We start from the raw sequence: 14,778 nt of genomic DNA on the forward strand, positions 1-14,778 counted from the left end.
AAGGTCGTCTGAAAATGGTTTTCAGACGACCTTTGTTTTGGGGAAGCGGCTCAACGGGTTACGTTGCGCCAGTCGCTTTCGAAATAGCTGACGAGGATTTGGTTGTTCAGATAGTTCGGCTCGACCTTGCGCCTTGCCATGTCGGGCGGGAAGCGGAACATTTCGGCGGCGGTTTGGGCGTTCAGATAACGCGTAGGGACGTCGAATTTCTGCGGGACGGGGAATTGCTTATCGAAGCCTGCCAACACAAATCCCCATTCGCCGAAGGAGGGGACGTAAACGTGGTAAGGCGCGGTGGACAGGCCGGCGGCTTCGAGGGTGGCGACGACCGACCAGTAGGCGTTGGGGGCGAAGTAGGGCGAGGTGGATTGGACGACGATTTTACCCTGCGGCTGAAGATGGCGGGCGACGAGGCGGTACATGGGGACGGAGTAGAGTTTGCCCAGCGAGAAATTGGACGGGTCGGGCAGGTCGATGATGATGACGTCGAATTTTTCAGACGACCCCTCCAGCCATTTGGCGGCATCGTCGTTGACGACGTGCATTTTGGGATGGGACAGCGAGCCTTGGTTGAGCGCGCTTAAGGTGGCGGAGGTTTTAAAAGTGGCGGTCATGTCGGGGTCTAAATCGACCAGGGTAACGTGTTTGACCTGCGGGTATTTCAAGACTTCGCGCGCCGCCAATCCGTCGCCGCCGCCGAGGATGAGGATGCGGGCGGCGTTTTGAACCATCTGCATGGCGGGCAGGACGAGGGCTTCGTGGTAACGGGCTTCGTCGCGCGAGGAGAATTGCAGGTTGCCGTTGATGTAGAGGCGGGTGTCGTCTTTCCAGCGGGTTACGACGAGCCGCTGGTAGGGCGAGTGGCTTTGATAGACGATAGGATCGCCGAAATAGCTTTGTTCGGCTTTGAAGGAGATGCGGTCGGCGTAGGCGAAGGTGACGGCGAGGACGGACAAGACAATCAGCGCGCGCAGGCGGATGGCGCGGTAGCGGGGCAGTTCGGCTTTGAATACGCGTGCGGTCAGGTAGGCGACGGCGGCATTGAGGATGCCGAACAAGAGGGCGGAACGCGCCATGCCGAGTTTGGGGGCGAGGAGAAGCGGAAAGAGCAGGGAAACGGCGAGTGCGCCCAAATAGTCGAAGGTCAGGACTTTGGCAACGAGTTCTTTAAACTCTGCGCCTTTGCGGTTTAACACGCGCATCACCAACGGGATTTCCATGCCGACGACTGCGCCGACAATCAGCACGAAGGCGTAGAGCAGGGTGCGGAACGGGGCGGCGGAAAGACCGAAGGCGACGAACAATGCCAGCGCGGAAATGCCGCCGATGATGCCGACCAAAAGTTCGATTTCGATAAAGCGGTGCAACACGTCTTCGTCTTTGATGTAGCGGGTCAGGTGCGCGCCTATGCCCATCGAGAAAAGATAAAGTCCGATGACGGAGGAAAACTGCAAAATGCTGTCGCCCAAAAGATAGCTCGCCAGCGCGGCGATGATGAGTTCGTAGGCGAGGCCGCAACTGGCGACGATGAAGACGGAGATGATGAGGGTGCGGTTGGCGGTCATGGTGTGGGCGTTTTATAGGGTCGTCTGAAATCTGAAAAACGGATGATTCGACAATGGTGGGGCTTGATGTGTAAAACGGTATGTTTTGAACAGAAATACGTATCCTGCCGCGCTGCCTTGGGTGTTGAATGTATGGTTTTTCGAGTCCAAAACCGTTTTTTAAGGAAGGGCCGGTTTGTGGTGCGTCCCCTTTAATTTCAGATGGCTTAGAGTTGTGGCATAATCCATTATATCAAAATACCGAGGAAGCCCTATCGTGAGTATTTCCCTGCCCCAATACCTGCTTTACCTGCAATATATGCTTGCGGGGGTGGCGATGACTGCCGTTTTCGGCGCGGTGTATCTGCGGATTACGCCTGCGGAAGAATTGCGGCTGATTAAAAACGGCAATCTTGCCTGCGCCTTGTCGTTTGGCGGCGCGCTGGTTGGATTTTGTTTGACGCTCGCATCCAGCATTGCCCATAGCGTCAGTTTCGTTGATTTTATCCTGTGGGGTCTTGCGGCGGCGGTGATTCAGATTTTGGTGTATTTCGCCGCCACGATGATGATTAAAGGCGCAACGGAAGAACTTATCGGCAACAACGTCGCCGTCGGCGCGCTGTTTGGCGCGGTGTCCGTATCCATCGGCATCTTGAATGCGGCTTGTCTGACCTGATGTTTCTGTTTTCTTGGTTTCAGAAAGTTGTGTGTTTCCATAAATATAGTGGATTAAATTTAAATCAGTACGGCGTTGCCTCGCCTTGCCGTACTGATTTAAATTTAATCCACTATACTAAAAATTTCAGACGACCTGCCTGTCTGCAAGGTCGTCTGAAAAGGTAAACGCACCATCAGTGCATCAGAACGTATACCGTACTTTTACACCAGCTTCATGGGTGTAGTTTTTAGGTTCGGTTGAACCATATATACCGTCTGGCAGATAGACGAGGGCCGTATCCGATTTCTTGACTTTCCAGCCGCGATAAAACGGAACGACGCTTATTTTAGATTCGTTGGCGAATTTTTTAGATACGGGTACTTCGACTTCGATGCCGTGTCCGCTCGACTGTTTCATTTCAATGTCCTGATGGGCGCGATAAGAATGCTGACGGCCTCTCAGGGAATGGTTGTAGGCGATATTGGGTGAAACTTCGAAACCGGCAGGAAGCGCAATGTTTACACCGGCATTGATTTGCGCATAAGTGGTCCGGTTTTTGCGGTCGTAATTGTTGGCTACGACGCGGGAACCCAAATCTTTCAAAACGCGGTGACCCACGCCTGCTCCGGCTGTCAGGCTGACACGGTCGTTAATCGGGTGCGTATATTCATATAAGGCACGGACATCATAGACGCGGCGCGGAGAGCCGTTGAACGTGGCAGTGCCGTATTCCGTTACATTGCCTCTTCCGTCCTGATACCTTCCTGTGTAATCCGACTTGCCTCGGGAGTAGCGTCCTTCTAATTTTGCCGCATGGCGGTCGTTAAAGCGATATTTGACGCCACCTGTCAGAGACCACAGGTTTCCCTTTTGGCGCATAAGGCGCTCGCCGTCTTTATATTCCCGATAATTCTCTTTGTAATATTCCGTACCCACGGTAAACTCGACAGGACGGGCAGCCTGTGTGCAGACGGCGGCTGACAATGCCAAAACGGCGAAGCAGAAATGGGTAGTTTTTTGCATGTATATTCCTTTTCTTTGTTAGAATCAATATGATAAGTTAGAGAAATTGCACTAACCATTCTATAATGACCCAACAAAACCCAACAATTACCGCTTGGTGGATATATCAACCGCTCAGATTTTTCATCCGACGATTTTCCCGATGGGCATTTTTCGATTAGTGGCGAAAATCCCCGAAATAGCGTAAATCTGACCGTGTACACAAAGCACAGGCGGCAAGCAGTCCGACGCTATGCCGATATTCTTAAGAATGCCGGTGTTTAACCTGATTTTATAATCGGTTGAAGAAAACATACGTTTTCTGCCCTTATGTCATGTCTACAACCGACAAGTTACCCATTCTTCAAAATAAGGAACCGCAATGTTCAACTTTATCAAGAAACAGTTTATCGACGTCATCCAATGGCCGAATCCCGACGACAGCCTGCTGATGTGGCGTTTCCCGATTGCCGACGAGGAAATCCAAAACGGCGCGAGCCTGACCGTGCGCGAGGCGCAGATGGCGATGTTTGTCGACGAAGGCGTAACCGCCGACGTGTTCGGACCGGGCCGTTATACACTCAACACGCAAACGCTGCCGCTGCTGACCAACCTGAAAAACTGGGACAAACTCTTTGAATCCCCGTTTAAATCCGACGTTTACTTTTTCAATACCAAACAACAGCTTGCGCGAAAATGGGGGACGTCGCAACCCGTTACCGTACGCGATGCCGAGTTCGGCGCGGTGCAGTTGCGCTCGTTCGGCATGTACGCCTACCGCATCAGCGATCCGGCAAAATTCTTCAAAGAAGTCAGCGGCGTAGCGGCAGAATACAGCGGTGTCGAGTTGGAAAACCAGTTGCGCAATATTGCCGTCACCCAACTCGCGGCGGCGTTCGGCAGCTCCGGCATTCCGTTTTTGGACATGGCGGCAAACCAGGTTTTGCTGTCGCAAAAAATCGGCGAATTGCTCGGCGCGGAATTTGCCAAACTCGGCTTGACGCTGGAAAACTTTACCGTCGAAAGCATCACTCTGCCTGCCGCCATCCAAGAAGCGTTGGATAAGAAAATTTCCATGGGTGTCATCGGCGACTTGGGACGCTACACCCAATACCAAACCGCCGAATCCATCCCGCTCGCCGCGCAAAACGAAGGCGGACTTGCCGGAATCGGCGCAGGCTTGGGCGTAGGCGCAGGCGTCGGTCAGGCAATGGCTGGCGCGATGGCGGGCATGATGCAGCCGGCAGCACAACCCGCGCAAAGCGTTCAGACGACCTCTGAAGATCCGCAGGCAAAATTGGCGAAACTCAAATCCCTGTTGGACGGTGGTTTGATTTCCCAAGAGGATTACGATAAAGCCAAAGCGGAAGTGTTGAAACAGTTGATCGGCTGAGGAAAGAGGTCGTCTGAAAACACTAGGCTTCAAAATATTGGACACTCATAAAAGCCTGCTTTGGTGGATTAAATAAAAAGCTGGGTTCTGTATGTGACAGGACTCAGCTTTTTTAATTGCTGTATGCACCGATGTGCTTTCAGACGACCCTTTAACTAAGTTCGATAGATTTAGTTAAAGTGCGTGTATATCAAATTTTTTCAAAACGTTTTCTCAAAATCTATAAATACACGATTTTTTGTATAACTATGAAGTTCGTTAATATTGCTGTTATTGTTTGTATATCGCCAATTTAATCTCGGCGTAATTCCTAGAAAACTCAGTTTATTGTGCCAGAGGCTTAAATTGGTAACCACGACATTATCTGTACGATGACGGTCGGTAAAGACGTAATGTTTTCCATCAAAGCGTTCATTGTAGTGATTGATGATAAGGCGACTATTGAAATTTTCACCCCAAATTTGCCCCCAACCTAAGTAACCTCCTATCCGTTTGGAGCTGCTGCCTGCGAAATTTTCAACTTTGTCACGCGCATAACTCAAACCTCCTAAGAAATAGGTTTTATCATTCATCAGGTAGGTCGTCCCAAATCCAATCTGATAATCTTTCCCTTGTTGTTTGGTATAGGCATAATCTTTTTGTGCAAAGGTTCCGTTGGCAGATAGACGTAAATTTAGTTTTATCCAACGTGAAGCACCTAAATCTACACCTGTACGCGTGTAATAAGGATGATTTCCGTAGCGACGCTTTTCTAAAAATGGCATAACAAAACTATCTGTTTTAAAACTTTTATTTTTATAACCTAGACTGACTTTTGCCGTTTGATCATCATAATCATGATTATCCCAATAGCTGACGCCGTCGACATCGCCTGAAAGAGCGAAATAATGGTTGCCTTTGAGATTGATATCGCGATCAACGGATAGGGCGTAGGTAAAACCATGCCCTTTTTGTGGCAGATAGTCAGAATTTTTTTCAAAAGCCAAGTTATCAAATTGAGGAAGATGGATTTCACGCTCAGCTGAAACGTTGTTGATATTGTTGTCTTGGGTGTAACTCAGACTGCCTGAAAATTGCCATTTATTTTGCCCCATAGCGTTTTCATAAAGGGCAATAGTAGGAAGGACATCTTCTGGTAAACCTTGTTTTTTGGCAGCATTAAATTCATGTTGTGAATTACGGGTTTGCTTATCCTCATAAAGCATAGCAGCCAAGTCTAGACGGACGGCAACAAGATTAGGATGTCGAACAAGAATATTACGGTAAAGTGTAATGGCTTTTTTATGCTTTCCTTGCGAACGCCAAATTGCGCCTTGCGCATAATCCAATAAAATAGGGTCATGCCTATCCCATTTACGATATATAGGCAAGAGCTGCTCTGCAGCAATATAGTTTCGCGCTTGCAATGCTTGATTTAACAAAGGTTCGGCCAGCTCTGGTTGTTTGGCTAGATCATCTAATGTCAATGTCTGAGTATGCTCATTCAAAGAAGTCTTGACACCATTCAAAAGGGAGGTGCCTACCTCCGGTGGTTTAGGAATGGCCATTTCTTGTATCCTTTCCATTTGGCGATCGGCTTCAGTTTCAGGGTTAGCAATTGTTTCGGCAGTAACCATTATGGGAAATAATATGCCCGCAATAAAAATGAATTGATTAGATTTCATGAGTATATTTTTCAGAGAATTCAGGATATTTTAAGTTGCCCCTCCAATTGCGCTTTGTTTATTTGCAGAGGGGTTTGCTTGGAAAATAATAAGCAGCAGATGCAAAGCTTCTGCTGCTTATTTCTTTGGGTAAGCGTCTTAGCGTTTGCCAATGAAACCGATATTGTTTTCGCCATGGCTGGTAGTAATTTTTAACAAACCACCGACTTCTTCAGCATTTGGACCGGCAAAACGTACGTTACCTTGACCATAAATTACTTTATTTTCACCTGGTTTTTTTCCTTCCATCCAGACAGTAACATTTTGAGCAACTTGGTTTCTACCCACTAGAGAAACTTTTCGACCCGCGCTTGCAGAAGGCATTCCACTCTCTGTTTTTACATTACCGCTGGCAAAATATACATTACGTTTGTCATCTAGGCGACGGTTGGTAATCGCGCCATTGAAGGTAACGTTATTGCTTGAAATAGTATTGTTGTAAGCCATATCTGGTTCATGGAACTGTGCAGTCATATTCATCACACCGTCTTGTTTACCATCTCGGCTGGAATAGGCAACGCCTGTATATTTGGCAGATAAACCTTTTTTAGTCTTCATGTCATAGACATTGGCAACTATACCATTTTCAGTAGCAACTCGGTCGAAAATGCTGATGTTAAAAGGATTATTGAGTCCATAAGTGCCATCGCCATTTTTATAGCGCCATGCATTTAATGAGAGATATTGTTGGTTGAAGCCATTGGCTTGTCCAACGTCATAGGTATAAATCGCACGAATTTCATTTGTCTTGCCATAGTTTAATGCACTGAACATTTCGGCAATTACACGTTTATTTTGGAATGCACCCAATGCTTTATTGTCATCAATACCGACATGGACTGAATATAAGGATACCTGCGTCATTTGTCCGTTATCGGCTACAATTTTTAGGCTGCCATCTTTTTGTGTAACCATAAAGTAGCTACCTGGTGCGAAGTGATATTGCTTGCCAGCAGACCACCCTAATGCTTTGAGTGCCTCTGCACGTTCCGGATGATTTTTTGCTGATTCTGCACTGACTTCAAATGTAGTTGATTTTTTTAATGTAAAACGATATGCATATTCACCGTTTTGGTTAACATATAATTCATCGTCTGGATTATTGTTAAAATAACGATTTAAAGAATGTGCATATTGATAACCGCTGCTGGGTTCGGTAGTTACAGTCCATACAGGATTATTATTTGCATCTAATTTGTATTTCACATCTGTTAATACACGGCGGCCTTTATCCAATTCAGTTTCATTATCGGCATTAGTAGCAAAATTATTAAACCATTTTGTATAACGGCTACCGCCTACACTATCTAATTCCAGTTTGCTGGCAGTTTGATCTAAGATGTTAACGCTTCTGCCATTTTTAACTAAGATGCCATTTTTATTGCGTTTATCTACACCAATCAGATTTTTTGCACTTAATGGCGTATCAATCTCATCATAACCGGCTCTCTTCGCAACATAACCATCTGTATAGTTAGTAAAGTAACGCGTTGCTACACCGCCTAATATAACTGTTTGAGGGCGTAAAAGTTTGGTTTTATCTTTTCTATAAGCGGATGTCAAAAGGTGAGAGGTAGGGTGATCATGTGGACCTTTAGCTGTCTCTAATAATGGGGTCGCACTTAAGTTATTTGCAATGAAACCGGTATTCACTTCAGTTTGATTGAATTGTTCAGTTTTTATTACATCACTTAGTTTTAGTGTGGTCAGTTTATCCTGAATGCCTTTATTTAATAATAATGTTTCTTTGTTAGTGTTAGTTTTATTATCTTTATTGGCATTATTTTTGTCGGCATTTCCTTTGTCAGTGTTAACCTTGTTAGAATTGTCTTTATTGGTAGTACCTTTGTCCGCATTATCCTTACTAGAGTTGTTTTTGTTGGTATTGTCTTTTTTTGCGTCATCTTTATTGACGTTGTTTTTTGGGGCTACAGATAGATTTTTGGGTGAATCTCCACCTCCATTTGAACTGCCGCAGGCTGCTAAAATTGCAACGCAAATACTGCTTAGAACAAAATGAGTAATAGGTGATTTATTTTGAGTGTGCATAAATAATCCTTACTGGTTGAAAAATAAATTCATAGTAGTTTAAGTTTAAATCAGTATGGTCTTACCATTCTGATCTAGACTTGCTACGCAATATTTTAAAAATAATAAGCAGTGATTTCGTAGGTGATAAAAACAAACATAAGCAGTGTTTACGCTATCGTAATATTATAAACAAATACAAATATTCGGGTTTGATTAAGCTCAGTTAAAAATGGTAAATGAGTAATTTGAATGTATTTTTTGCACGAGTAAACTTTGCTATATGAAATTTAAGGATGTCACAGTTGAAGTAAGGAAGAGAGGGGAGGTTTATTCGTTAAGAATTACCATAAAACACAAGGTCGTCTGAAAATCAGTTTTCAGACGACCTTGTGTTTTATCGGAATGAAACGGGCAACTTATTGGATGCTGCTGCCGATGCGGCTGTAATCGCCGAAATTCATCCACACGAAGAAGGCTTTTCCGACGATAAGTTTGTCGTCTACAAAACCCCAGTAGCGGGAGTCGGCGCTGTTGTCGCGATTGTCGCCCATGGCGAAGTAGCGGCCTTCTGGCACTTTGCAGCTAAAGCCGCTGCCGTCTTCGGCGTATTGGCAGTGTTCCAAACCGCTTTGTTCGACGGAATAACCGTTTTCAGGCATGATTTTCATGCGGTAGTTGTCGAGCGAGGGAATGAAGACGGAGGGTTGTCCGGGCTCTTTCAGGATGTTGAAGGTTTTGCCGTTGAGGGTCGTCTGAAAAAGTTCGGGGTTGTGGATTGCGGACGGTTCGGTATCGTCGGGGTAGGAGTAGGTGCCGTTCGGTTGGTCGGGGGCAACTTGTCCGTTGACGGTCAGGACTTTGTCGCGGTACTCAACGGTATCGCCCGGTAGTCCGACGATGCGCTTGATGTAGTTCATTTCAGGCTGGACGGGGTAGTTGAACACGACGACGTCGCCGCGCTCGATTTGTCCGGTCGGAATCAGGACGTTGTTGATAATCGGGGTTCTGATGCCGTAGGCGAATTTGTTCACAAGGATGAAGTCGCCTTTAACCAAGCCCGGGCGCATGGAGCTGGACGGGATTTGAAATGGTTCGGCGATAAAGGTGCGCAGGATGAAGACGACGAGGATGATCGGGAAAAAGCCGCTCATGTAGTCGGTAAAGTGGGCTTTGTCCTGGTGCGACGGATCTTTTTTCAGACGACCTTTGTGGATTGCCCAAACGATGCCGGTGAATACGACAAATATCAGCAATACGGCGGTAAAGCTCATGTAAAAAGACAGGATGCCGAAAACGCCAATCATGCACAAAAGATACGCCCATTGCAGGCCGGAGCTCCATTCTCCGTTTTCCTGACGTTCTTTGCTGCTTATGAAATAAAGGAAAATGCCGATAACGATGGCGACGATCGCGCCGTAGATTAAATTTGTGCTCATTATTTGTCGCTCACTTGCAGAATCGCCAAGAACGCGCTTTGCGGGATTTCCACGTTGCCCACTTGTTTCATGCGGCGTTTGCCTGCTTTTTGTTTTTCGAGAAGTTTTTTCTTACGGGTAATATCGCCGCCGTAACATTTCGCCAAGACGTTTTTACGCAGGGCTTTGACGTTTTCGCGGGCGATAATCTGGCTGCCGATGGCGGCTTGGACGGCGATGTCGAACATTTGGCGCGGAATCAGCTCGCGCATTTTCGCTGCCAGCTCGCGGCCTCGGTGAACCGCGCTTTGACGGTGAACAATCAGGCTCAAGGCATCGACTTTTTCACCATTGACCATGATGTCGAGCTTAATCAAATCAGACGGTTGGAACTCTTTGAAATGGTAGTCCAGCGAGGCATAGCCGCGCGAAGTAGATTTGAGTTTGTCAAAAAAGTCCATCACGACTTCATTCATAGGCAAGTCGTAAGTCAGCATGACTTGACGGCCCATGTACTGCATATTGACCTGCACGCCGCGCTTTTGGTTACACAAAGTCATGACGTTGCCGACATATTCCTGCGGCACGAGGATGGTCGCGGTAATAATCGGCTCGAGAATGGTTTCGATGCTGCCGATGTCGGGCAGTTTGGACGGATTTTCGACTTCGATTTTTTCGCCGCTCTTCAACACGACTTCGTAAACCACCGTCGGCGCGGTGGTAATCAAATCCATGTCGAACTCGCGCTCCAAGCGTTCCTGCACGATTTCCAAGTGCAGCAGACCCAAGAAGCCGCAGCGGAAGCCGAAGCCCAATGCCTGAGAAACTTCAGGTTCGAATTTCAACGAAGCATCGTTAAGCTGCAATTTTTCCAAAGCGTCGCGCAAAGCTTCGTAGTCGTGGCTTTCCACGGGGTAGAGTCCCGCGAATACTTGGCTTTGTACTTCTTGGAAGCCGGGCAGCGGCTCAGAAGCGGGGTTGGCAACCAAAGTCACCGTATCGCCGACTTTCGCCTGTCCCAATTCTTTCACGCCGGTAATCAAAAAGCCCACTTCGCCGGCTTTGAGTTCTTGTTTTTGAACCGATTTCGGTGTGAATACGCCCAGTTGCTCGACCTGCGTTTCCGCCTTGGTGCTCATAAAGCGCACTTTGTCTTTCAGCTTGATGGTGCCGTTTTTCACACGAATCAGCATGACCACGCCGACGTAGTTATCAAACCACGAATCGACAATAACCGCTTGCAGCGGCGCGTTTTCGTCGCCGGTCGGCGCGGGGATTTTGGCAACGATTTCTTCCAAAACGTCTTCCACACCGATGCCGCTTTTGGCGGAACATTGTACCGCGCCGATGGCATCGATGCCGATGATGTCTTCGATTTCCTGTTCCACGCGTTCGGGGTCGGCGGCGGGCAGGTCGATTTTGTTCAAAACAGGCACGACTTCCACGCCCAAATCAATCGCGGTGTAGCAGTTCGCCACGGTTTGCGCTTCCACGCCTTGCGATGCGTCAACGACCAAAAGCGCGCCTTCGCAGGCGGACAGCGAACGGGAAACTTCGTAAGAAAAGTCGACGTGTCCCGGCGTGTCAATCAGGTTGAGCTGATACACCTGTCCGTCGCGTGCTTTGTAGTTGAGCGCGGCGGTTTGCGCTTTGATGGTGATGCCGCGCTCTTTTTCGATGTCCATGGAGTCGAGCACCTGCGTACTCATTTCGCGCAAATCCAAGCCGCCGCAGTATTGGATGAAGCGGTCGGCAAGCGTCGATTTGCCGTGGTCGATGTGGGCAATGATGGAGAAGTTTCGGATATTTTTCATATTGTTATTTTGAAAGATAAGCAGTGATTCTGAAAAGGTCGTCTGAAAATCAAATAGACCGTTCAGACGACCTTCAGGTAAAGTGAAATAGCCTGACATTCTAGCGGAAATTTACTGTTTCCGCATGATTTTATGCGTGTTTTACAGCGACGCGACAATCTTTTCCACCATTTTCGCCGAGCTTGCAGCCGCTGTTTTCAAAAACTCTTCAAAGCTGATGTCCGCTTTTTCGTCCGCCGAGTCGGACATCGCGCGGATCACGACGAAAGGGGTGTTCAACTGGTGGCAGGCTTGCGCAATCGCCGCCGCTTCCATTTCCACCGCTTTGACTTCGGGGAAGTGGCTGCGGATTTCTGCCACGCCTTCGCTGCTGTGTACAAAGCGGTCGCCGCTGACAATCAAACCTTGCTCTACCGCCGCGCCTTCAAACACTTCCGCCGCTTGTTTTGCCTTGCCGACCAAGAGGTCGTCTGAAACAAATACGGCGGGCAGTTGCGGCACTTGTCCCCAAACATAGCCGAACGCCGTTACATCGACGTCATGGTGCGCGATTTCCGTGCCGACTACTACGTCGCCGACTTTCAAACCCTTGCTCAAGCCGCCTGCGCTGCCGGTATTGATGACGCAGTCAGGCGCGAATTGATGGATAACCCAAGCCGTTGAAACCGCAGCGTTGACCTTGCCGATGCCGCTCAATACCAACACCATGCGTTTGCCCGCTATCTCGCCTTCGTAGGCGGTAAACTTACCGAAAGACACGCTTTTGACATTATCCATTGCTTCGCGCAAAAGCTCGATTTCCTGCTCCATCGCGCCGATGACCGCTACTGTTTGTACAGACATTTTTTACCTTTCCATGAAATTGTGGGCGGTATTATAACAGTAGCGGCGGCATTCCATACCCGTATTGAATCCGCCATATTGCCCGCCTGTCCTATTATTCGATACGGTAATCTTGCCATTTTTATGTATCATGATTTATTTGATATAATCCATTTTAATAAAATAACCACCGAAATTATCCAATATCATGATGACCAATCCTCCCAGCGCAAAAGACGAATTGTTCACTTGGCTGCGCCATATGAACAAATACAAAGGCTCCGACCTCTTTATCACGACCAATTTTCCGCCTGCGATGAAAGTGGACGGCAAAATCACGCCGATTACCGACGAGCCGCTGACCTCCGAAAAATGTATGGAAATCGCTTTTTCGATTATGTCCACCAAACAAATCGAAGAGTTTTCTTCCACCAACGAATGCAACTTCGCCATCAGCCTGCCCGACACCAGCCGCTTCCGTGTCAATGCGATGGTGCAGCGCGGCGCGACGGCGTTGGTGTTCCGCTCCATTACCAGCAAAATCCCGAATTTCGACAGCCTCAATCTGCCCCCCGTCTTGAAAGACGTGGTGATGAAAAAACGCGGCCTCGTGATTTTCGTCGGTGGTACCGGCTCGGGCAAATCCACCTCGCTCGCCGCGATGGTTGACCACCGCAACGAAAATTGCCAAGACCACATCATCACCATCGAAGACCCGATTGAGTTCGTCCATCAACACAAAAAAAGCATCATTACCCAGCGCGAAGTCGGCGTGGATACCGAAAACTGGTTTGCCGCGCTGAAAAACACCCTGCGTCAGGCGCCGGACGTCATCCTCATCGGCGAGATTCGCGACCGCGAAACCATGGACTACGCCTTGGCGTTCGCCGAAACAGGCCACCTCTGTCTCGCCACGCTGCACGCCAACAACTCCAACCAGGCGCTCGACCGCATCATCAACTTCTTCCCCGAAGAGCGCCGCACCCAGCTTTTGACCGACTTGTCGCTCAACCTGCAAGCCTTCATCTCACAACGCCTGATTCCCCGTGAAGGCGGCAAAGGACGCGTAGCCGCAGTGGAAATCCTGCTCAATTCGCCGATTATTTCCGAGATGATTCAAAAAGGCGAAATCCACGGCATTAAAGAAATGATGAAAAAATCTACCGCCATGGGTATGCAAACCTTCGACCAAGCGCTTTACGAGCTGTACGAACGCGGCGACATCAGCTTCCAAGACGCCATTAAAAACGCTGACTCCGCCCACGACCTGCGTTTGGACATCCAACTGCGCAGCCGCCGCGCCCAAAACGCCGGCCCGGATTTGGAACTGATTTAAAAGTTGTCGGAAATGAGCAAAGGTCGTCTGAAAACCACTTTTCAGACGACCTTTTTTGTCTGTGCCGATCAGGCATACCAATAACGTTCAAGCCATTTCTGTTAAACTGTTTTGTAAATATAGTGGATTAAATTTAAATCAGGACAAGGCGGAAGCCGCAGATACAGTACAGATAGTACGGCAAGGCAACGCCGTCCTGGTTTAAAGTTAATCCACTATACCATACGGCTTCATGGTTCAGCCGCATCTCAAACCACTACCCTACAAAAGAAATCCTATGAAAATTACACCCGTCCAAGCCCTAAACGACAACTACATTTGGATGATTCAAGATGGCAACCACGCCGCCTGCGTCGATCCGTCCGATGCCACGCCCGTTTTGATATTCCTCGTCCGCAACCGCCTGATGCTGGCGCAAACTTGGGTTACCCATCTGCATCACGACCACATTGGCGGAGTCCAATCCCTCAAAAACGGCTTTATGGAATCGCCCGTGTACGGTGAGACGGATATCGATGTGGCAACGCATACGGTGACGGCAGGTACGCAGTTTTCCTTCGGCGACGGGCTGGTCACCGTGTGGGCGACGCCCGGCCATACCGACCGCCACGTCAGCTATCTTTTGGAAAACGCCGAAGGTCTGCACGTTTTCTGCGGCGATACCTTATTCTCCGCCGGCTGCGGCAGGGTGTTTACGGGAACGATAGAGGAGTTGTACGACAGTTTCCAAAGGTTCAATCAGCTGCCCGAAGAAACGCTGTTTTATCCTGCGCATGAATACACCGCCGCCAATCTGCGTTTCGCCGAATTTATCGAACCGGAGAATCCCGATATTCAAGCGGCTTTAGGCGCGGCGGAACATACGCCGACCCTGCCCGTAACCCTTGCGCATGAACGCAAAATCAATCCGTTTTTACGGGTCGATTTGCCCCAAGTCCGCGAACGGGTTGAGGAATTGGCGGGGCGGGGGCTGAACAATGGCTTGGAAGTGTTCGCGGCGCTGCGGGAATTGAAAAACCGGTTTTGAGTATAGTGGATTAAATTTAAATCAGGACAAGGC

At 48.4% G+C, this 14,778-nt stretch carries 11 protein-coding genes and 1 pseudogene; 5 read left to right on the forward strand and 7 right to left on the reverse strand.

Going from position 1 to position 14,778, the window contains the following annotated elements; translation table 11 throughout:
• Positions 1–50 precede the first annotated feature (50 nt).
• Positions 51–1,565: a polyamine aminopropyltransferase gene (locus tag HMPREF3050_RS03535; RefSeq protein WP_070773473.1), complete on the reverse strand. Its 1,515-nt coding sequence runs from the start codon at positions 1,563–1,565 to the stop codon at positions 51–53.
• Between the two features lie 256 nt (positions 1,566–1,821).
• On the opposite strand from HMPREF3050_RS03535, the gene HMPREF3050_RS03540 reads away from it, so the two are divergent.
• Positions 1,822–2,220 (forward strand): DUF350 domain-containing protein, encoded by a 399-nt coding sequence (locus tag HMPREF3050_RS03540; protein WP_003765161.1) that lies wholly within the window; start codon positions 1,822–1,824, stop codon positions 2,218–2,220.
• A gap of 183 nt (positions 2,221–2,403) precedes the next feature.
• On the opposite strand, the gene HMPREF3050_RS03545 is transcribed toward HMPREF3050_RS03540, so the two are convergent.
• Positions 2,404–3,225, reverse strand: coding sequence for a DUF6850 family outer membrane beta-barrel protein (locus HMPREF3050_RS03545; RefSeq protein WP_003759018.1), 822 nt, complete (start codon positions 3,223–3,225; stop codon positions 2,404–2,406).
• Between the two features lie 361 nt (positions 3,226–3,586).
• Between HMPREF3050_RS03545 and HMPREF3050_RS03550 the strand changes: the two genes are divergently transcribed.
• Positions 3,587–4,597, forward strand: a complete 1,011-nt coding sequence (locus tag HMPREF3050_RS03550; protein WP_070773474.1) for an SPFH domain-containing protein — start codon at positions 3,587–3,589, stop codon at positions 4,595–4,597.
• 200 nt (positions 4,598–4,797) lie between these two features.
• Here the strand turns inward: HMPREF3050_RS03550 and HMPREF3050_RS03555 are convergent, their stop codons facing one another.
• The 5 genes from HMPREF3050_RS03555 to HMPREF3050_RS03575 all read right to left on the reverse strand — a co-directional run bounded on the left by HMPREF3050_RS03555 (position 4,798) and on the right by HMPREF3050_RS03575 (position 12,403).
• Entirely contained in the window at positions 4,798–6,261 is a 1,464-nt protein-coding gene (locus tag HMPREF3050_RS03555; protein WP_070773475.1) for a surface lipoprotein assembly modifier, read from the reverse strand.
• 138 nt (positions 6,262–6,399) lie between these two features.
• Positions 6,400–8,349 carry a hypothetical protein gene (locus tag HMPREF3050_RS03560; protein WP_070773476.1) on the reverse strand — a complete coding sequence of 650 codons (1,950 nt, stop codon included), beginning with the start codon at positions 8,347–8,349 and terminating at the stop codon, positions 6,400–6,402.
• Between the two features lie 398 nt (positions 8,350–8,747).
• Positions 8,748–9,767: a signal peptidase I gene (gene lepB / locus HMPREF3050_RS03565; protein WP_070773477.1), complete on the reverse strand. Its 1,020-nt coding sequence runs from the start codon at positions 9,765–9,767 to the stop codon at positions 8,748–8,750.
• Positions 9,767–11,560 (reverse strand): translation elongation factor 4, encoded by a 1,794-nt coding sequence (lepA, locus tag HMPREF3050_RS03570; protein WP_070773478.1) that lies wholly within the window; start codon positions 11,558–11,560, stop codon positions 9,767–9,769. The genes lepB and lepA overlap by 1 nt, the downstream gene beginning before the upstream one ends.
• Before the next feature lie 141 nt (positions 11,561–11,701).
• The gene (locus HMPREF3050_RS03575; RefSeq protein ID WP_070773479.1) at positions 11,702–12,403 is read right to left on the reverse strand and encodes a 5'-methylthioadenosine/adenosylhomocysteine nucleosidase; all 702 of its coding nucleotides are present in this window, start codon (positions 12,401–12,403) and stop codon (positions 11,702–11,704) included.
• 187 nt (positions 12,404–12,590) lie between these two features.
• Between HMPREF3050_RS03575 and HMPREF3050_RS03580 the strand changes: the two genes are divergently transcribed.
• From HMPREF3050_RS03580 to gloB, 3 genes and pseudogenes are all read left to right on the forward strand, one after another.
• The gene (locus HMPREF3050_RS03580; RefSeq protein ID WP_003742946.1) at positions 12,591–13,718 is read left to right on the forward strand and encodes a PilT/PilU family type 4a pilus ATPase; all 1,128 of its coding nucleotides are present in this window, start codon (positions 12,591–12,593) and stop codon (positions 13,716–13,718) included.
• 115 nt (positions 13,719–13,833) lie between these two features.
• Positions 13,834–13,939: pseudogene (locus HMPREF3050_RS14765) on the forward strand (IS5/IS1182 family transposase); the annotation flags it as partial.
• 56 nt (positions 13,940–13,995) lie between these two features.
• A complete protein-coding gene (gene gloB / locus HMPREF3050_RS03585; protein WP_070773480.1) occupies positions 13,996–14,745 on the forward strand; it encodes a hydroxyacylglutathione hydrolase in 750 nt (249 codons plus the stop codon).
• The last annotated feature ends 33 nt before the right edge of the window (positions 14,746–14,778 follow it).

Source organism: Neisseria sp. HMSC065D04 (genome assembly GCF_001815675.1).
Lineage (GTDB): Bacteria > Pseudomonadota > Gammaproteobacteria > Burkholderiales > Neisseriaceae > Neisseria.